14 protein-coding genes and 1 pseudogene are annotated in these 19,460 nt (G+C 72.2%); 4 read left to right on the forward strand and 11 right to left on the reverse strand.

Annotation, left to right across the window (positions count from 1 at the left end):
- Window positions 1-30: 30 nt before the first annotated feature.
- Window positions 31-411, forward strand: coding sequence for a DUF4870 domain-containing protein (locus tag AAME72_RS17250; RefSeq protein WP_348787760.1), 381 nt, complete (start codon window positions 31-33; stop codon window positions 409-411).
- 11 nt (window positions 412-422) lie between these two features.
- On the opposite strand, the gene hemW is transcribed toward AAME72_RS17250, so the two are convergent.
- The 4 genes from hemW to AAME72_RS17270 all read right to left on the reverse strand — a co-directional run bounded on the left by hemW (window position 423) and on the right by AAME72_RS17270 (window position 5,620).
- Window positions 423-1,652: a radical SAM family heme chaperone HemW gene (gene hemW / locus AAME72_RS17255; protein ID WP_348787761.1), complete on the reverse strand. Its 1,230-nt coding sequence runs from the start codon at window positions 1,650-1,652 to the stop codon at window positions 423-425.
- Window positions 1,652-2,299 (reverse strand): DUF1990 domain-containing protein, encoded by a 648-nt coding sequence (locus tag AAME72_RS17260; protein ID WP_348787762.1) that lies wholly within the window; start codon window positions 2,297-2,299, stop codon window positions 1,652-1,654. The genes hemW and AAME72_RS17260 overlap by 1 nt, the downstream gene beginning before the upstream one ends.
- 122 nt (window positions 2,300-2,421) lie before the next feature.
- Window positions 2,422-4,272, reverse strand: coding sequence for a translation elongation factor 4 (gene lepA, locus AAME72_RS17265; protein ID WP_348787763.1), 1,851 nt, complete (start codon window positions 4,270-4,272; stop codon window positions 2,422-2,424).
- A 127-nt stretch (window positions 4,273-4,399) separates the two neighbouring features.
- Window positions 4,400-5,620: an amidohydrolase gene (locus AAME72_RS17270; protein ID WP_348787764.1), complete on the reverse strand. Its 1,221-nt coding sequence runs from the start codon at window positions 5,618-5,620 to the stop codon at window positions 4,400-4,402.
- A 65-nt stretch (window positions 5,621-5,685) separates the two neighbouring features.
- Here AAME72_RS17270 and AAME72_RS17275 point away from each other — a divergent pair, with 65 nt between their 5' ends.
- Window positions 5,686-6,573: an NAD-dependent epimerase/dehydratase family protein gene (locus AAME72_RS17275; RefSeq protein ID WP_348787765.1), complete on the forward strand. Its 888-nt coding sequence runs from the start codon at window positions 5,686-5,688 to the stop codon at window positions 6,571-6,573.
- A 185-nt stretch (window positions 6,574-6,758) separates the two neighbouring features.
- Window positions 6,759-7,019 carry a 30S ribosomal protein S20 gene (gene rpsT / locus AAME72_RS17280; protein ID WP_348787766.1) on the forward strand — a complete coding sequence of 87 codons (261 nt, stop codon included), beginning with the start codon at window positions 6,759-6,761 and terminating at the stop codon, window positions 7,017-7,019.
- 118 nt (window positions 7,020-7,137) lie between these two features.
- Here rpsT and holA read toward each other — a convergent pair whose 3' ends face one another.
- The 5 genes and pseudogenes from holA to pabB all read right to left on the reverse strand — a co-directional run bounded on the left by holA (window position 7,138) and on the right by pabB (window position 15,328).
- Complete coding sequence (holA, locus tag AAME72_RS17285) at window positions 7,138-8,175, reverse strand: DNA polymerase III subunit delta (protein ID WP_348787767.1); 1,038 nt, start codon at window positions 8,173-8,175, stop codon at window positions 7,138-7,140.
- Between the two features lie 593 nt (window positions 8,176-8,768).
- A pseudogene (locus tag AAME72_RS17290) lies at window positions 8,769-10,526 on the reverse strand (ComEC/Rec2 family competence protein); the annotation flags it as partial.
- Window positions 10,526-11,173, reverse strand: coding sequence for a helix-hairpin-helix domain-containing protein (locus tag AAME72_RS17295; RefSeq protein WP_348787768.1), 648 nt, complete (start codon window positions 11,171-11,173; stop codon window positions 10,526-10,528). The pseudogene AAME72_RS17290 and the gene AAME72_RS17295, both read right to left, overlap by 1 nt.
- Window positions 11,174-11,300: 127 nt before the next feature.
- Entirely contained in the window at window positions 11,301-13,895 is a 2,595-nt protein-coding gene (gene leuS / locus AAME72_RS17300; protein WP_348787769.1) for a leucine--tRNA ligase, read from the reverse strand.
- Window positions 13,896-13,984: 89 nt separating this feature from the next.
- Window positions 13,985-15,328 carry an aminodeoxychorismate synthase component I gene (pabB, locus tag AAME72_RS17305; RefSeq protein ID WP_348787770.1) on the reverse strand — a complete coding sequence of 448 codons (1,344 nt, stop codon included), beginning with the start codon at window positions 15,326-15,328 and terminating at the stop codon, window positions 13,985-13,987.
- Window positions 15,329-15,345: 17 nt separating this feature from the next.
- Between pabB and AAME72_RS17310 the strand changes: the two genes are divergently transcribed.
- A complete protein-coding gene (locus AAME72_RS17310; protein WP_348787771.1) occupies window positions 15,346-16,131 on the forward strand; it encodes an aminotransferase class IV in 786 nt (261 codons plus the stop codon).
- Between the two features lie 31 nt (window positions 16,132-16,162).
- On the opposite strand, the gene cydC is transcribed toward AAME72_RS17310, so the two are convergent.
- Both cydC and cydD read right to left on the reverse strand, forming a co-directional pair.
- A complete protein-coding gene (gene cydC / locus AAME72_RS17315; RefSeq protein WP_348787772.1) occupies window positions 16,163-17,842 on the reverse strand; it encodes a thiol reductant ABC exporter subunit CydC in 1,680 nt (559 codons plus the stop codon).
- The gene (cydD, locus tag AAME72_RS17320; RefSeq protein WP_348787773.1) at window positions 17,832-19,460 is read right to left on the reverse strand and encodes a thiol reductant ABC exporter subunit CydD; all 1,629 of its coding nucleotides are present in this window, start codon (window positions 19,458-19,460) and stop codon (window positions 17,832-17,834) included. Before cydD ends, cydC begins: the two co-directional genes overlap by 11 nt.

Genomic DNA, 19,460 nt, shown 5'->3' on the forward strand with positions numbered 1-19,460 from the left:
CAACCGTCCCCCATGGAGGAGAAGAGACCCATGTCCGCAACGCCCCCGCCGCCGCCGCAGCAGCCGTACGGAGGTGCCGCACAGCAGCTGAGCCCGGCCGACGAGAAGCTCTGGGCCACGCTGGTCCACGTCGGCGGCATCCTGTTCAACTGGATCCCCGCGCTCATCGGCTACCTCGTGCTGAAGGACCGCGGACCGTTCGTGCGCGCACACACCGCGACCGCGCTGAACTTCCAGATCACCCTGTTCATCGCCTATGTGGTCGGCTGGATCCTGACGATCGTCGGCATCGGCCTGCTCATCCTGCTCGCCGTGTGGGTCGTCAACATCGTGTTCAGCATCATCGCGGCCGTGAAGGCCAACCAGGGCGCGTATTACGTCTACCCGGTGGCCATCAAGTTCGTCAGCTGAGCGGCGAGGATTCAGTCCTCGGGCAGCAGCCGCCGAACAACGGCGTCCGCCAGAAGCCGCCCTCGCAGGGTCAGCACCACCGACCCGGCGAGGGCGGCTTTCGCGTCCACCAGGCCGTCGGCGATCAGGCCGGCGACGGCGGTCCTGCCGGGAGCCTCCAGCTCGGACACGCTCAGCCCGTCCCGGATGCGGGTGAGCAGCAGCACCCGCTCCACCCGCCGCGTCTCGGCGTCGAGCGTCTCACGGCCGGCGGCGGGAGACGCCCCCGCGAGCACCCGCTGCGCATAGGCGGCGGGATGCTTCACGTTCCACCAGCGGACGCCGCCGACGTGGCTGTGCGCACCGGGGCCGATCCCCCACCAGTCGTGACCCAGCCAGTAGGACAGGTTGTGCCGCGAGCGGTGCGCGTCGTCCTTCGCCCAGTTGCTGACCTCGTACCAGCCGTACCCCGCCGCCGAGAGCCGTGCGTCGGCGAGCTCGTACATGTCCGCCTCGAGGTCGTCGTCCGGCTCGGCCACCTGCCCCGAGCGGATCTGCCGGGCGAGCTTCGTGCCCGGCTCCACGATCAGTGCATAGGCGGAGACGTGGTCGGGGGCGCAGGCGAGCGCGGTGTCGAGCGAGCGCTCCCAGTCCACCAGCGACTCCCCCGGCGTGCCGTAGATGAGGTCGAGGCTGACCTGCAGGCCGGCCTGGCGCGCCCACTCCACGACGAGCGGGATGCGCTCGGGATCGTGCGTGCGCTCGAGGGTCGCGAGCACGTGCGGCACGGCGGACTGCATCCCGAACGAGACCCGGGTGAAGCCGGCGTCCGCGAGCCGGCGCAGGTCGTCGGCGTCGACGGAGTCGGGGTTCGCCTCGGTGGTGACCTCGGCGCCGGGCGCCAGGCCCCACGCATCCCGCACCGCGCCGAGCATCGTGCCGAGGTCGCCCGGCGGGAGCAGCGTGGGAGTCCCGCCGCCGAAGAAGACGGTCGAGACTTCTCGCGCGGGCAGGCCGCTCGCGGTCAGCGCGCGGGCGGCGAACTCCACCTCGCGAACCGCGTGCCCGGCGTAGTCGGACTGCGAGACGCCGCGGAGCTCGGTGGCGGTGTACGTGTTGAAGTCGCAGTATCCGCAGCGCACCCGGCAGAACGGCACGTGCAGGTAGACGCCGAAGTCGCGGGTGTCCGCGTCGTCGGCCGCCCCGGTGGGCAGCAGGCCGTCGGCCGGGGCGGGGTCGCCCAGCGGCAGAGCACTCGGCATCAGACGGACCGCGCCGGGAGCAGGGAGCGAAGGTACTTCTTGGTGAAGCGGTTCTGCTCCATCCGCAGCACCGGGTACACGACCCGGTAGAAGGTGTTGGAGGGGCGGGACAGCGCCCGGAGCACGAACCAGACCGTCCCGTCGTCGCGGAGCTCGACCAGGAACGCCTCCTCGCCGCTCTCGGGATGGCCGTGCAGCGTCCCGTAGCCGAAGCCCTTGCGGTGCGGCTCGTCGACGACGTAGACCACGCGGATCGGCGCCTTGACGTGGAATGGTCCGAACGGGATCTTGAGCACGGCGGTCATGCCGTTGCGGATGTACGGAGAACCGTCGTCGGCGAAGACGTCCTCCTCCACGCGGTGCTCGCGCATCCCACGCGGCGACCCGTCCGCGTTGAACTCGATGCCCTCGTACTGCACGCCGGTGCCCTCGTGAACGTCGGTCACCTGGATGCCGCTGCCGCGCTGCACGCCCCAGGTCATCAGGGCCGCGGCCGCGGACTCGAACCGCTCCTCGCCACTGCCCAGCCGCACCTTCCGCTCGAGCGGCCGGTAGCCCTTCGGCGGGTAGTAGAGCAGGTCGTCCGCCTGGGTGCCGCCGACGGCACCGTACGTGACGGGCTGATCGGTGAAGGTGGTCCTGCGCATGCTGCAACTCTACTTCGACGCGGCTGGACGCGTCCCGACGGGCGCGTCGTGACTGTGGCTGTTCGGCACGTCACGACCGTGCGCGCGCGGGGGCAGTCGTACCGAACGTGGTCAGGCGCGGGCTACTTCTTGTCCTTCTTCTCGGTGTCGCCGGAGAGCGCGGCGATGAACGCCTCCTGGGGGACCTCGACGCGGCCGACCATCTTCATGCGCTTCTTGCCCTCCTTCTGCTTCTCGAGGAGCTTGCGCTTGCGCGTGATGTCGCCGCCGTAGCACTTGGCGAGCACGTCCTTGCGCATCGCGCGGATGTTCTCGCGAGCGATGATGCGGGCGCCGATCGCCGCCTGGATGGGGACCTCGAACTGCTGCCGCGGGATCAGCTCCCGCAGGCGCCCGGCCATCATCGTCCCGTAGGCGTAGGCCTTGTCGCGATGCACGATCGCGCTGAACGCATCCACCTGCTCGCCCTGCAGCAGGATGTCGACCTTGACCAGGTCCGCCTCCTGCTCGCCGAAAGGCTCGTAATCGAGGGACGCGTAGCCGGCGGTGCGGCTCTTGAGGTTGTCGAAGAAGTCGAAGACGATCTCGCCGAGCGGCATCGTGTAGCGGATCTCGACGCGGTCCTCGCCGAGGTACTCCATGCCGAGAAGCGTGCCGCGGCGGCTCTGGCACAGCTCCATGATGACGCCGACGTAGTCCTTCGGCGCCAGGATCGCCGCCTTGACGACCGGCTCCTCGACCTTGTCGATCTTGCCGGTCGGGAACTCGCTCGGGTTGGTGACCGTGACCACCTTCTTGTCCTCGGTGGTCACCTCGTAGATCACGCTCGGCGCGGTGGTGATCAGGTCGAGGCCGAACTCGCGGGAGAGCCGCTCGGTGATGATCTCCAGGTGCAGCAGTCCGAGGAAGCCGCAGCGGAAGCCGAAACCGAGCGCGACGGAGGTCTCCGGCTCGTAGACGAGCGCGGCGTCCGACAGCTTGAGCTTGTCGAGTGCCTCGCGCAGCTCGGGGTAGTCGCTTCCGTCGATCGGGTACAGCCCGGAGAAGACCATCGGCTTCGGCTCGGTGTAGCCGGCGAGAGCATCCGTCGCGGGCTTCGCGGCCGAAGTGATGGTGTCGCCGACCTTCGACTGGCGGACGTCCTTCACGCCGGTGATGAGGTAGCCGACTTCGCCGACGCCGAGCCCCTTCGACGGCGTGGGCTCCGGCGAGGAGACGCCGATCTCGAGGATCTCGTGGGTCGCCTTGGTGGACATCATCTGGACTCGCTCGCGCGGGCTCAGCTTGCCGTCCACCATGCGGACGTAGGTGACGACGCCGCGGTAACTGTCGTACACGGAGTCGAAGATCATCGCGCGAGCCGGAGCGTCGGCGGCGCCGACCGGGGCCGGGATCTCCTGGACGACGCGGTCGAGCAGGGCGTCGACGCCCATCCCGGTCTTGCCGGAGACGCGCAGCACATCCTCGGGCTTGCCGCCGATGAGGCTGGCGAGCTCCTGGGCGTACTTGTCCGGGTCGGCCGCCGGCAGGTCGATCTTGTTCAGGACGGGGATGATCGTCAGGTCGTTCTCGAGCGCCAGGTACAGGTTCGCGAGCGTCTGGGCCTCGATGCCCTGTGCCGCGTCGACGAGCAGGATGGCGCCCTCGCACGCGGCGAGCGACCGGGACACCTCGTAGGTGAAGTCGACGTGGCCGGGCGTGTCGATCATGTTGAGGGCGAACGTGTCGCCGTCCAGCGCCCACGGCATCCGCACGGCCTGGCTCTTGATCGTGATGCCGCGCTCGCGCTCGATGTCCATGCGGTCGAGGTATTGCGCGCGCATGTCCCGCTCGGCGACGACGCCGGTGATCTGCAGCATCCGGTCGGCCAGCGTCGACTTGCCGTGGTCGATGTGGGCGATGATGCAGAAGTTGCGGATGGAGGCCGGATCGGTCGCGGCGGGCTCGAGGGCCTTCAAAGCTCGTGGTGACATCGTGCCGCCATTCTCCCATGAACTCCGCCCGCGCCCCGAACCGCCGACTACGCAGGAAATCGCCCCGGAACCGCCGAGTACGGAGAGAATCCGCGTACTCGGCGGTTCGGTGGCGGGTGCGCCTGCGTCAGGCGAAGCGCTCGGAGCGCTCGGTAACGCGGCCGGCGCCGTCCTCCCAGCGGTAGACCTCGGTGCCGTCGATGAAGACGTGCTCGGCGCGCGAGTTCACGTCCAGCGGGTCGCCGGACCACACCACGACGTCGCCGTCGAGGCCGGGCTTCAGCGCGCCGACGCGATCGTCGAGGCCGAGGAAGCTCGCCGGGTTCACGGTCAGCGCCTCGAGCGCGGTCTGCCGGGGCAGCCCCTCCTTGACCGCCAGCGAGGCCTGGTGCACCAGGAAGTTGATCGGGACGACGGGGTGGTCGGTGGTGATCGCCACGCGCACGCCCGCGGCGGCGATCTTCGCCAGGTTGCCGATGGCGCGATCGCGCAGCTCCACCTTGGAGCGGGAGGTGAACATCGGGCCGAAGATGACGGGGATGTCGCGCTCGGCGAGCACGTCCGCGATCTTGTGGCCCTCGGTGCCGTGGTTCACGACGAGCCGGTAGCCGAACTCGTCGGCGAGCCGGATCGCGGTCGCGATGTCGTCGTGACGGTGGGTGTGCTGGTCCCAGACCAGCTCGCCATCGAGCACACGCACCAGCGTCTCCTTCGCGAGGTCGCGCGCGAACGGCTTGCCCTCGCGCTCGGCGTCGTCGCGCTGCGCGCGGTAGTTCTGCGCCTCGACGAAGGCCTCTCGGATGATCATGGCGACACCGAGCCGCGTGCTCGGGGTCTGGTTCTTGCCGCCGTACACGCGCTTCGGGTTCTCGCCGAGCGCCGACTTGACGCTGACAGCGGCGCGGATGACCTGCTCGTCGATGGTCCGGCCGCCCCAGCTCTTCAGGGCAACGGACTGGCCGCCGATCGGGTTGCCGGATCCCGGCTTCACCACGATCGCGGTCACGCCGCCGGCGAGGGCGTCGCGGAAGCCCTCGTCGTCGATGTTGACGGCGTCGATGGCGCGGACGGCGGCGGTGTTCGGCGTCGTCATCTCGTTGGTGTCGTCGCCGGCGGGACCGTTGGCCTCCTCGTGGATGCCGACGTGACCGTGCGCCTCGACGAAGCCGGGGAGCACCCACCTGCCCGCGGCGTCGAGCACGCGGACGCCCTCGGGGACGGTGACCTCGGACGCGCTGCCGACCGCGGCGATCCTGCCGTCCTGGACCAGCACGGTCCCGTTCTCGATGGGCTCCCCGACGACGGGGACGACGTGGGCGTTCACGATGGCGATGCTGGATGCGGTCATGGGCTCGAGCCTACGCTCGCGCGACGTGCGGGAATGCGACCGGCGGCGCTGCGTTGTCCCCACGCATGAGCATTCTCCTGACCGGCTCGACCGGCTATATCGGATCCTCCGTCCTCCCCCGCCTCCTCGAGGAGGGCCACTCCGTCACCGCGCTGGTGCGCGACGAGGCGAAGGCCGAGGCGGTGAGGGCCGCGGGTGCGGCCGCCGTGGTCGGCGACGCGACGGACGCCGACCTCGTGACGCGCCTCGCCGCGGAGAGCGACGGGGTCATCCACCTCGCGTCGGCGAAGGATGTGGACCCGGTGTTCGTGGACGCGGTCCTCGCCGGGCTGGCGGACAGCGGAAAGCCCTTCGTGCACACCGGCGGGATCTGGACGTACGGCTCCAACGCGGACATCGCCGAGGACTCCCCCGCCGCTCCTCCCGCGCTGACCGCCTGGCGCGGTGCGACCGAGGCGGTCGTGCTCGGCGCCGCGGGGGTCTGCGGCTCGGTGGTCGTGCCCTCCATCGTCTACGGCTACGGCGCCGGCCTCGCCCGCCTCATCGTGGACGCCCCGCTCGGTGACGGCCTCGCGCCGGCCCTCACCCTGATCGGGGACGGGTCGCAGCACTGGGCGACCGTCCACGTCGACGACCTGGCCGCGCTCTATGTGCTCGCGCTGGAGAACGGGACGGCCGGCGCGGTCTACATCGGAGCGAGCGGCGCGAACCCGACGGTGCGCGAGCTCGGCGAGCTCGCCGCCCGGGCGGCCGGCGTCGCCGGCGGAGTCGCGCCCGCGAGCGTGGAGGAGACCGCCGACCGACTGGGCGCCGGACTGGCCGAGGCGCTGCTGCTGGACCAGCAGGCGCGTGGCTCGAAGGCGCGCATCGACCTCGGCTGGGAGCCCAACGGCCCCGCGCTCGCGGAGGAGATCGCGGCCGGTTCGTACGCCCCCGAGACGGCGCGGGCCTGACCCCGCGCCCCTGCGGTCGCCGCCGACCTCGCCCTCGGCGGCGACCGCGTTTTGGTGCCGACGCGCACGCGCTGCTAAAGTTGTTTGTTGGCTTGCGTGTGGTGTGACCGCACGAACGCCGCGAGGCGCCCTCTCTCGCTGAGCGGCACATCCGAAACTCACCTTACGAACGAAAGTAATCATCCGTGGCAAACATCAAGTCGCAGATCAAGCGCAACCGCACCAACAAGAAGGCGCAGGAGCGCAACAAGGCTGTGAAGAGCGAGCTGAAGACCGCCGTGCGCGCCGCGCGCGAGGCTGTCGTCGCCGGTGACAAGGAGAAGGCGACCGCGGCGCTGCGTCTCGCCACCAAGAAGCTCGACAAGGCCGCCAGCAAGGGCGTGATCCACAAGAACCAGGCGGCGAACCGCAAGTCGGCCATCGCCAAGCAGGTCTCCGCGCTCTGACGCACCGACCACGCGGGTTCTGACCCGCGCCGCGACGAGCCCCCGTCCCACGGCCCCGGCCTTGGAAACGGGGGCTCGCTGCATGTCCGGGCACGCTCAGCGCCCGCGCAGCGTGGACTCAGCCGCGCCCGCGCGCGCTCACCATCCGGATCATCCGCTCGAGCGCGAACACCGGATCGCGGCCGCCGCCTTTCACGTTGGCGTCGGTCTCGGCGAGCACCTCGATCACCCGCCCGAGCCCGTCCTCGCTCCAGCCGGCCAGATCCCGCCGGGCCCTGTCCACCTGCCACGGGGCGAGCCCGAACTGCTGCGCGAGCTGACCGGAGCCGCCGCGCGCGCCGGACAGCTTCGCCATCGTGCGGATCTTGCTCGCGAACGCGGCGACCATCGGCACCGGGTCGGCGCCGGACGCGAGCGCGTGACGCATCGTCACGAGAGCTTCGCCGTGCCGGCCCGCGATCGCCGCATCCGCGACCGCGAACGCGTTGGTCTCGACCCGTCCGCCGTAGTACTTGTCGACTGTCGCCTCGGTGATCTGCTCGGCGGAGTCGGAGAGCAGCTGCTGACACGCGGAGGCCAGCTCGGCGAGGTCGTCGGCGAATGCCGACGTGATCGCCCGCAACGCCCCCGGCGTGACTTTGCGGCCCGCCGCCTGGAACTCCGCCTGGGCGAACTCGTACTTCTCGGCGTCCTTCTTCAGCTCGCTGCAGACGACCTCGATGCCGCCGCCGGTGCCGGCGCGGATCGCGTCCAGCAGTTTCTTGCCTCGCACGCCCCCCGCGTGCCGCAGCACGACGACCGTGCCGTCGGCGGGAGCCGACAGGTAGTCGAGCATCTCGGTGAGGAACGCGTCCCCGCACTTCTCCACGGAGTCCACCCGGATCAGTCGCGGTTCGCCGAACAGGGAGGGGCTCGCGAGCGTGAGCAGCTCTCCCGGCGCGTAGTCCGCGGCGGAGATGTCGCTGATTTCGAGGCTGGCGTCCTGGGCTTTGAGCGCATCGCGCAGCATCCGGCCGGCTCGGTCGGCGAGGAAGCCCTCCGTGCCGGAGACCAGGACGATCGGAGCCGGCCGGATCTGGTTCCACGGGAGCTGCGGAATGGCGCTGGCCGTCCGCCCCTTGCTCGCGCCGGCTCTGCTGCTGCCTCTGGTCGCCACGTTCCTCCTCGTCCGTATCCAGGATACGGGCGACCACCGGCACGCGCGTCCGCCCGCCGCTCCTCCCAGACTCGCGGCCCGTCCTGGCCGGGCGAGACCAGCAGCAGCCCGGACCGGTCCGTGCGCGCCACCACGCTGCCGGACGCCGCCAGCATGGCGAGCGCCCGTGCGGTGGGATGCCCGTAGCCGTTGTCCGCACCCACCGAGACCAGGGCGAGCCGGGCGCCGAGGGCGGCGTAGAGCCGCTCGCTCTGGTCGGACGACCCGTGGTGTGCGACCTTCACCACATCCACCCGTGCCGTCGCCCCTGTCGCCAGCAGCGCATCCTGCGCCTCCTCCCCGAGGTCGCCGAGGAAGAGCGAGCGCAGCCCGTCGCCCTCCGTCTCGAGAACCAGGCTGCCGCTGTTGCCCGTCGGCGCGGGGTCGGCGTCGGGCGGCCACACGAGGCGCCAGGAGACGTCGCCGAGTCGCCCGTCCATGCCCGCGACGGCCCGGGTGGTCTCGACCCCGGCCTGCGCCAGATCTCGGAGCACGGCCTCATCCGCCGCACGGTCCGGTGCGCCGACGAACGCCCGGTCGACCCGGGACAGCACGCCGTGCAGCCCGCCGACGTGATCCGCGTCGTAGTGGGTCAGTACGAGGACGCTCACTCTGGAGACGCCGAGCCGATCGAGACACGCCACCGCCGGCTCGGGCTCGCGGCCGACGTCGATCATCGCCACCTCGCCGCCGCTGCGCACGAGCAGCGCGTCTCCCTGCCCGACCTCGCACGCCGCAACCTGCCAGTCGTTCGGGAGGGCGACAGCGCCACCGACCGCGGTCCCGGCCACGACGCCCGTGTACACGAGGCCACCGCCGGAGAGGGCGACGACGGCCGTCGAGACGACCAGCCGCGGCGCCCGGCGGCGCGCGAGGACGACGCAGACCGCGACGACCGCGATCAGGCACAGGGCGACACCGACGCCACCCGCGGGCCACGGCAGGGCCGCACCGGGCAGGGTGCTTGCCCGCAGCGCGACGTGGGCCACCCACGTCGACGGCAGCCACGCGAGCCACACCAGCCCCTGACCGAGCGCGGGAGCCCAGGGCAGCACGACGCACGCGAGAGCGCCCAGTACCGTGGCGGCGGGCGCCGCGGGCGCGGTGACCAGGTTGGCCAACACGCCGTAGAGCGGGAGCGCGGGACTCAGCAGCAGGAGCACGGGCTGGCAGGCGAGTTGCGCGGCGGCCGGGATCGCGACCGCGGCCGCGAGCGCACGCGGCATCCACCGTGAGAGCAAGGTCGCGAGCGGACCGGCGAGCAGCAGCAGCCCCGCCGTCGCGAGAGCGGACAGCGCGAAGCCGTAGTCCCGTGAGAGCCAGGGATCGTGCACGAGCAGCACGACGGTGGCGAGCGCGAGCGCGGGGAGGCCGTCCGCCGGGCGTCCGCGCGCCAGCGCGACGAGCAGGACGCCCGCCATCACCGCCGCCCTCAGGACACTGGCACCCGGCCCGACGAGGACGACGAATGCGGCGAGCACCGCCGCGGCCGACGCGATCCGCGCACGCCTCCCGAGCCCGACCAGCGCCGCAAGGAAGAACGCGAGTCCCGTCACGAGCGCGCAGTTCGCCCCCGACACAGCGGTGAGGTGACTCAGCGAGCTCGCCTTCATGGCGGCGTCGAGCCGGTCGCCGACCGCCGTCTCGTCGCCGATCGCGAGACCGGGGAGCAGGTCGCCGCCCTCCCCCGGAGTCGCCTGCGCCGCGTGAGCGAACAGCGCGTGGATGGGCGCCGCCCAGGCGAGCAACGCGGGTGCCGGCGACAGCAACTCCGCCGGTTCGTCCGCGTAGACGAGGTACGAGACGGCGTCGCCGGCTGCCGCGGTGCGCACCTTCCCCGATACGCCGAGGGTCGTTCCCAGCGCATAGCCGCGCACCTCCTCTGCGCTCCCGATGACGACCACATCCACGGGGACGCCGTCCTCCGTCGACGTGCCGCGGAGCCGCCATCGCGGCTCGCCGTCGAAGCCGCCGACGGCGCTCCGCGCCGTGCTCTCCACCCGGAACGAGAGCCGCACCGCGGAGCCGGAGTCGCCCGCCGCGTCGAGTCGATCGGCGGTGCGCCCTGGCGCCTGCACCGCGATCGCGGCGAGCCCGAGAGCACAGGCCACGGCGACCACGGCCGCACGGGCGAGCAGCACACGGGTTCCGCCGCCGTGCGCACTCCGCAGCAGCGCCGCCCAGCCGACGAGGCCGGCCGACACCAGGCCGGCGGCGGCCGCCGCCGGCGCGGCGAGGTCGGGAATCGCGATCACGACCGCGACCGTCCCCCACAGCGCGGCCGCCGGGATCGCCAGCCTCAGGTCCGGCATCACACCCGCACCCGATCCTTCAGACCGTCGAAGACCTTCTGGCCGATGCCGGACACCTGCATCAGGTCCTCGACGGCGGCGAAGCGCCCGTTCGCCTCCCGCCACTCGAGGATGCGCTGCGCAAGCGCGGGCCCGATGCGCGGCAGGTCCTCCAGCTGCTCCTGCGTCGCCGCATTGAGGTCCACAAGGCCGCGCGCCGGCGGCGAGCCGGCTGGCGACGAGCCGTCCCCGGGTGCAGCGGTCACCGCCTCGCCCACGCGCGGGACGCGCAGCTGCTCCCCGTCCTGGACAGGGCGCGCGAGATTGACGCCGTCATGGTCGGCGTCCTCCGCGAATCCACCGGCCGCCGTCACGGCGTCGACGACGCGAGCGCCGGGACGGAGCTCGACGAGCCCGGGAGTTCGCACCGCGCCGGCGACGTGCACGAACAGCGTGACGGCTCCCGGGCTCGCCGAGGCGGCCGCCGACGGCGTCGGGGCGCGGCTCGCCGCGGCGTACGACGCGACCGGCGCGCTCCCACCGCTCCCGAGCGCGGACGAGACGACCGCGATCGCGAACGCCGCGACGAGCAGCACGACGGCCGCACCGACCGTGACCCGCAGCCTGTGTCTCGGCCGTTGGTCCTGCTCGTCGTCCCGGTGTCGCATCCCCCGAAACTAGGCGGCGCGACCGGCGCGCGGACGCCTCGGCCCGGAATCCGGGGACAGACGCCGACGGCGGCCCTCCTGTGGAGGACCGCCGTCGCGCGCACCGGGCCCGTCTGGACCGGAACCCTCAGCCGCGCGGCCGCGTGGCGATGTTCACGAGCCGCGGCGCGCGGACGATCACGTTGACGATCTCGCGGTCGCCGACCGACCGGGCCACGGCCTCCGACCCGCGCGCGAGCGCCTCCAGCTCGTCGCCGGAGATCTTCGGCGAGACCTCGACCCGGTCGCGCACCTTGCCGTCGACCTGGATGATCGCGGTGACCGACTCCTCGATCAGCAGCGTCGGGTCGGCCTTGCGCCACGGCACCAGCGCGACGGAGGGCTCGTAGCCGAGCTGCGACCACATGTCCTCCGCCGTGTACGGCGCGAACAGGTTCAGGGCCATCGCCGTCACCTCTGCCGCCTCGCGCACCGCAGCGTCCGCGGGGCCGGCGCCGCTGTCGATCGTCTTGCGTGTCGCGTTCACCAGCTCCATCAGGCGGGCCACAACCACGTTGAACTTGAACGACTCGACGAGACCGGGCGCGTCCGCCAGGAAGCGGTGCGTCACCCGGCGCAGGGCCTGGTCGCCGCTCTTCCAGACAACATCGGGTGCGCTCGTGACATCGTGGGCGACGCGCCAGGCGCGTGCCAGGAACTTCGCGCTGCCGGACGGCGACACGTCCGCCCAGTCGATGTCGTCCTCGGGAGGTCCCGCGAACGACATGGTCAGGCGCACCGCGTCGACGCCGTGCTCGTCCAGCTGCTCGGACAGCTTCACCAGGTTGCCGCGCGACTTGCTCATCGCGGAGCCGTCCATCAGCACCATGCCCTGGTTCAGCAGGGCGGTGAACGGCTCGGTGAAGCTGATCGAGCCGAGGTCGAACAGCACCTTGGTGATGAACCGCGCGTACAGCAGGTGCAGGATCGCGTGTGTCACTCCGCCGACGTACTGGTCGACCGGCGCCCACTTCTCCGCCTCGCGCGGGTCGAACGCCTGTGTGTCGTCGTTCGCCGACAGGAAGCGCAGGAAGTACCACGAGCTGTCCACGAACGTGTCCATCGTGTCGGTGTCGCGCTTCGCGTCTCCCCCGCAGTTCGGGCAGCTGACGTTCACCCAGTCGCTCGCCGCACCCAGCGGGCTGGTGCCCTTCGGCTGCAGGTCGAGGCCCTCGGCAGGCGGCAGCAGCACCGGCAGCTGATCCTCCGGAACGGGCACCTCCCCGCACTGCTCGCAGTGGATGATCGGGATGGGCGTGCCCCAGTAGCGCTGCCGCGAGATCAGCCAGTCGCGCAGGCGGAAGTTCTTCGCCGGGGCGCCCAGGTTCGAGCCCTGCAGCGCCTCGGTGACGCGGCGGATCGCGTTCGACTTGCTCAGCCCGTCGAACGGCCCGGAATTGACCAGCCTGCCGTCGCCGGTCAGGGCCACGCCGGTCTCGGCCGGGTTCTCCAGGGGAGCGTCGGCGGGCAGGATGGGCTCACCCGTCTCCGGGTCCGTCGCGATGATCGGCATCGCGCCGGTCACCGGCTGCGTGGTGTCGACGACCACCCGCACGGGCAGGTCGAACGCGCGTGCGAAGTCCAGGTCGCGCTGGTCGTGCGCGGGCACGGCCATGATCGCGCCGTGACCGTAGTCGCTCAGCACGTAGTCCGCCGCCCAGATCGGGATGCGCTCGCCAGTCAGCGGGTTGACGGCGTGCCGCTCCAGGAAGACGCCGGTCTTCTCGCGCTCGGTGCTCAGCCGGTCCATCTCGGTCGTGCCGCGCACCGCCTCCAGGTAGGAGTCGAAGCGCTCGCGCACCTGCGGGCGGGCGTCCTGCACCAGCTCCGCGGCCAGGTCGGAGTCCGGCGCGACCACCATGAACGTGACGCCGTACAGCGTGTCGGGCCGGGTGGTGTACACGGTGACCGGCTCGTCACGGCCCTCGATGGTGAACTGGACGTCGGCGCCGGTGGAGCGGCCGATCCAGTTACGCTGCATCGAGATGACCTTGGACGGCCAGGCGCCCTCCAGCTGGTTCAGGTCGTCCAGCAGCCGGTCCGCGTAGTCGGTGATGCGGAAGTACCACTGGGTCAGCTTCTTCTTGGTGACCAGGTTGTCGCAGCGCTCACAGCGTCCGTTCACGACCTGCTCGTTGGCGAGCACGGTCTGGTCGAACGGACACCAGTTGACCTGGGACGCCTTGCGGTAGGCCAGACCCTTCTCGTACAGCTTCAGGAACAGCCACTGGTTCCACTTGTAGTACGACGGGTCGCAGGTCTGCAGGACGCGGTCCCAGTCGAAGCTCGGCGCGTATCGGCGCATCGACGCCTTCTGCTGCGCGATGTTGTCGTAGGTCCAGCCGCGCGGGTCGAGGCCGCGCTTGATGGCGGCGTTCTCGGCGGGCAGGCCGAACGCGTCCCAGCCGATCGGGTGCAGCACGTTGAAGCCTTGGTGGCGCCAGTAGCGGGCGATCACGTCGCCCAGCGCGTACGCCTCCGCATGACCCATGTGCAGGTCGCCGGAGGGGTACGGGAACATGTCGAGGATGTACTTGCGCGGGCGCTTGTCGTCCGGGTCGTCCGTCGCGAACGGCTTCAGCTCGTCCCAGACGGGAAGCCACTTGCGCTGGATCTCGGCGAAGTCGTAGTGCGCACCGGTCTCCTGGACCGGTGCCGTTCCTGCATCGTGCTCGTGTGCCACGTGACTCTCTCTCGAATGGCGCCGCGGCCCTCTGATGACGTATCGCGCGGCGAGAAGACGTCGGGCCTTCAGCCCGAGCTTCCAGAGTACTAAACGTTGACGACGTTCAGTCCGTTCCCAGCGCGCTCGAAGCCGACAGCACGGAACAGCGCGGCGGCCTTCACCCGCACCTCCTCGAGCTCCTCCTCCGGCACCGACAGCGCGGTGATCCCGCCCCCCGCGCCGACGGTCGCCGTCCCGCCCAGGAACCGGATGCTCCTGATCACCATCGCGAGATCGGCCGACCCGTCCGTCCCGAGCCGCCCGAAGCATCCCGCGTACACGCCGCGCGGCCCGTGTTCGAGGCGCGAGAGGATGCGCATGGCGCTGAGCTTGGGCGCCCCGGTCATCGACCCGGCCGGGAAGCACGCGGCGATGGCGTCGACGGCGCCGAGCCCCGGTCGGAGCCGCCCCTCCACCGTGCTGACGAGCTGGTGGACCTGTGCGTACGACTCCACGGCGAGCAGGCGCGACACCGCCACCGAGCCGACCTCGCACACACGGCCCAGGTCGTTGCGCATCAGGTCGACGATCATGACGTTCTCCGCGCGCTCCTTCTCGCTCGCCAGGAGCTCCTGCCGCAGGCGCGCGTCCTCCGCCTCTGTTGATCCGCGCGGCCGCGTCCCCTTGATCGGCTCGGTGCGCACGGCGCCGTCCGGCTCGACGTGCAGGAACTGCTCGGGCGACGAGCTGACCAGCGCGTCGCCCCCGATCCGCAGCAGGCCGCCGTGGTGGGACGGGCTGTAGCGGCGCAGGCGCAGGTGGACGGCGAGCGGGTCGGCGGCCGTCGCCCCCGTCGCGGTGTTGGTGAGGCAGAGCTGATAGGCGTCTCCGGCGCGGATGGCGTCCTGGCAGGCGCGGATGCGGGCCAGGTAGTCCTCGTCTCCGTGACGCCACCCGGCCAGGGCGGCCGGTACCGGATGAGCGGCCTCGTACGCGTCCGCCGCCCCCGCCGCGCCGCGCAGGCGCCGGACCGCTTCGGCGAGCCAGCCGTCGTCGCCGTCCGACGACTCCCGCGCGTCCACGACGTCGAGCGTGCCCGCGGCGTGATCGACGACGACGAGGCGGTCGACGAAGAGCATCGCGATGTCCGCGCCACCGTCGCGCGCGTGCGGCACGCCGAGGGAGGCGGCCCCCGCCTCGTAGCCGATCCAGCCCACCCAGCCGACGGGATGCTCGTCCGCGCGGCCGGCGAGGGGAGCGCGCACCTCGTCGAGCACGCCGAGATCGGACCCGGTCACGACGCGCGTCCCCGTGCCGAGGATGCTGCGGCCGGTGGTCGCGCCCGGCCCCGCATCCAGCCACACGGCGTCGCCCCCGCCGAACAGCGCGGCGAACGCGTCGGCCGGATCGACGACGGCGTCGAGCCGCTGCACACGGGGCGGGAGGGGCACTGCATTAGCCTAGGCGAATGGACGCGACCGCCACCCTGTACGACTGGGCCGCCGGTGAGCTGGCCGTCCGCGACGACTGCGAGCTCGCCGAGACCGAGCTGCTCGCCGCCGACTCGTTCCTGGTGGACGAGGGGCGTGTGCTCGCGCTGCGCCTGCACCGCTCGCGCTTCCTCGAGTCCGCGCGCGAGCAGGGGCACGCCGATCGCGCCGACGCCGCCGCGTTCTGGGATACCGCGGTGACCCTGCTGCCGCGGTCCGGCCAGTGGTTCCCGCGGTTCGAGCTGGTGCGGTCGCGGGATGTGCTGCGGCTGCGGTTCCGGCTGCGCTCGGCGCCCGCGCTCGGTGACACACTGGTGGTCGCGACCGCCCCCTCCGACCCCCGGCAGTTGCCGCACCTGAAGGGCCCGGACATCGCCCGGCTCGGGGTGCTGCGCCAGCAGGCGCAGAAGCGCGGCGCCCAGGAGGCGGTCATCCTGGATGACGGGCACGTCTCCGACGGGACGACGAGCGCGCTGCTGTGGTGGCGCGGGAACACGCTCTACGCTCCCCCGTTCGAGCTCGAGCGCGTTGACAGCGTCGCCGCCCGCACCGTGCGCGGGATCGCCGCGGCCCTCGGCGTGCCGGTCGACGAGGAGACGGTGCGCCCGTCCGAGCTCGCCGGCGCGAACCTGTGGGCCGTGAACGCCCTGCACGGCATCCGCGAGGTGACGGCGTGGGTGGACGGGCCGGCGCTGGCGCGCGACGAGGCCCGGACCCGGGCCTGGCGTGCGCGATTCGCCGCGCTGGCGCGCCCGCTCCCGTAGCGCATCCCTCTCGGCGCGGCGGCCCTCGAGGTCAGGCGACCAGGGTGCCCGACTCCAGGTGGATGCGGCGCGTGATCAGACGTTCAGGCACCTCCGTGTGCGAGATCAGCAGCACGGTGCGGCCGTCCTCGGCGGCGGTCGTGAGGATGTCCTCGACGATGCGCACGGCCACCGCCGGGTCGACGTTCGCCGTCGGCTCGTCCACAACGAGCACGGGGAAGTCGGCCAGCAGCGCGCGGGCGAGCGCGATGCGCTGCGCCTGACCGCCGGAGACGAGGGCGCCGCGCTCACCGACGGTCGTGTCCAGACCGCCGCGCTCGCGCGTCCACTCCCCGAGCCCGACCCGGTCGAGCACCGAGAGCAGCTCGTCGTCGGTCGCCGTCTCGCGGGCGAACAGCAGGTTCTGCCGCAGGTCCGCGTCGAAGAGGTACGGCTGCTGCTCGCACAGCCCGATCACGCGGCGCACGTCGTCCTGACGGATGTCCGTGACCGCCGTCCCGCCCAGCTCGAAGCGGCCGTCCACGTCGAGCAGCCGGGTGAGGACGTGTGCGAGCGCCGTCTTCCCCGCGCCGGTCGGCCCCGTGAGCAGGACGCGCTCGCCGGGGTCGAGCCGCAGGTCGACGTCGTGCAGCACCGGCCGGGCCTCGTCCGGCCAGGTCGCCGAGGCGCCCGCGATGACGACGGACGGCACGCCCTGGGCCTCGAAGCCCGCGGCGTCCGCCGCGTCGACCGGGATCCCCGCCGGCACACGGTCGGGGGCCGCCTCCGCGATCCGCTCCGCGCTCGCGCGGACCCGCCGCCACGCGCCGAGGGCGAGCGGAATCGTGCCGAACACCTCGAACACCGCCAGCGGCAGCAGGGCGACCACAGCGAGCTGCGGACCGTCCAGGCGTCCCGCCGCAAGCGCGGGGACACCGGTGCCCAGTCCGACGATCGTCGCGGCGCCGGCGAACAGCGAGACCGCGCCCGCCGTGAGTCCGAGTCCCGCGGCGCGGGTGCGCACCGCTGCGGTCAGCCGTTCGCTGGCCGACCGGACCCGCTCTTGGGCCGCGGGCAGCGCGCCGAACGCGGACAGCACATCCACGTTGCGGACCGTGTCGAGTACCGCGTCGGTGAGGGCGGCGCGCAGCGGCGCGATCCGCCGCTCGGAGCTTCCCGCCGCCCACCGGTTGACCAGCGTGCCGACGACGAAGGCGCCGGCCAGGGCCACGAGCAGACCGACCGCCGCCTCCGGGAGGAGCAGGAACACGCCCGCGACGCTCAGGACGGCCACGATCCCGGCACTGACAAGCGGCTGGATGACGCGGAGAGCGTAGTCCTGAAGCTCGTCGACGTCGCCGGCGAGCCGCGCAAGCAGGTCGCCGCCGCGAGTGCCGCGCAGTCCGTCGGGCGCGAGCGGCACCAGCCGCGCGAACATGTCCGACCGGATCCCGCCGAGCTGCCGGAAGGCAGCGTCGTGGCCGGCGAGCCGCTCCAGGTAGCGGAAGAACGCACGGCCGAGCGCGAAGGCGCGTACACCGACGACCGCGGCGGAGATGTACATCAGCGCCGGCTGCTCCGCGGCGCGGGTGATCAGCCACGCGGAGACGGCGAGCAGTGCGACGGCGCATCCGGCGCTGAGCGCACCGAATGCGATCGCCGCCCACAACCGGCGGGCCGGCGGGAGCGCCTGGCGCAGGATGCGGCGCGTGGCCTGGTGCTCAGCGGACATCGACGGTCACCTCCGTGTCCAGGACGGAATCGGCGGCAGCGACAACCGCGTCCCGGTGGCTCACCACCAGGACGGCGGTGCCGGCGTCCGCGATCCGCCGGAGTGAGGTCAGCAGCGCGGACTCGGTCACCGCATCCAGTGCGGACGTGGGCTCGTCCAGCAGCAGCACGCGGCATCCACGGGCGTGCAGCCGGTACAGCGCCCGCGCGACAGCGACCCGCTGCGCCTGGCCGCCGGAGAGGCCGGTGCCGCCCGCTCCGAGCTCGAGCGCCGGGTCCAGCTCCGGGATCGCCGCCTCGGCGAGGGCGCGAGAGACGAGCGCCGGATCCGGCCGTTCCTCCCCCAGTGCGACGTTCTCCGCGACAGTGCCCTGCATCAGGCCGGGACGCTGGCCGGCCCACGCGATCGCGTCGCGCCGGCCTTCGGCGTCCTCCCGGTCGCCGGCGGCGATGACACCGTCGACGGCAGCGAAACCGAGCGCGGCCGCGAACAGGCTCGACTTGCCGGAGCCGCTCGGTCCGCGCAGCACCGCCAGCGTCCCGGGCGCGACGCGCGCAGAGAACGGCCCGGCCACGGCGACACCGTCGCGCTCGACGGTCACCGCATCGAACCGGAGCCCCGGCTCGTCCGCAGGTGTCGCGACGCTCGCGACCGCTGCCGCCTCCCGCGCCTCATCGAGGACCGCGAACGCGTTGCTTGCCGCCTCGATCCCCTCGGTCGCTGCGTGATAGCTCGCCCCGACGTTCCGCAGCGGCAGGAACGCCTCGGGTGCCAGGAGCAGCACGAACAGGCCGACCGACAGGTCGAGTGAACCGCCGAGCAACCTCAGGCCGATCGCGACCGCGATCAGAGCCACCGACAGGCTCGCCGCGAGCTCCAGCACGAAACCGGAGAGGAACGACATCCGCAGCACCTTGAGCGTCCGCACCCGGTACTCGTCGCTCACCTCGCGGATGCGGGCCTCCTGGCGGTGCTGACGCCCGAACAGCTTCAGCGTCGACAACCCGCCGACCACGTCCAGGAACCCGCGGGACAGTCGGGACAGCGCTGCCCACTGGCGCTGCTGCGCGGCCTGCGTCGCCCAGCCGACCAGCATCATGAAGACCGGGATGAGCGGCAGCGTCACCACGACGATGATGCCGCTGGTCAGATCCTGCCAGGCGATCACCAGGACCAGGATCGGCGTCGCGATCGCGGTCAGGATCAGCTGCGGCAGGTACTTGGCGAAGTAGCCGTCGAGCGCGTCCATCCCCCGGCCGGCGACCAGCGCGACGTCCGCGCTGCTGCGCCGGGCGGCCCAGGCCGGCCCGAGCCGTCCGATCGCGGCCATCAGCTGGTCGCGCAGCTCGGCGACCACCCGCGCCCCGCCCCTCGCCGACACCGCCTCCGCGAGCCACAGCAGCAGGCCGCGACAGAGCACGACGAGCACGAGCGCCGCGAGCAGCGGGCTGAGCGCCGCGAACGGCTCGCCGGCGATCGCCCGCACGATCAGCTGAGTGACCAGCCACGCGAAGGCGACAACGGCCGCGGTCTGCAGCACCGCGAGCACGCCGCCGGCGGCGAGCGTCGTGCGCGCGGCGCCCGCATAGCGGAGGAGTCGGGGGTCGAGGGGGCGCAC

It is taken from the genome of Leifsonia sp. NPDC080035, from assembly GCF_040050925.1.
GTDB lineage: Bacteria > Actinomycetota > Actinomycetes > Actinomycetales > Microbacteriaceae > Leifsonia.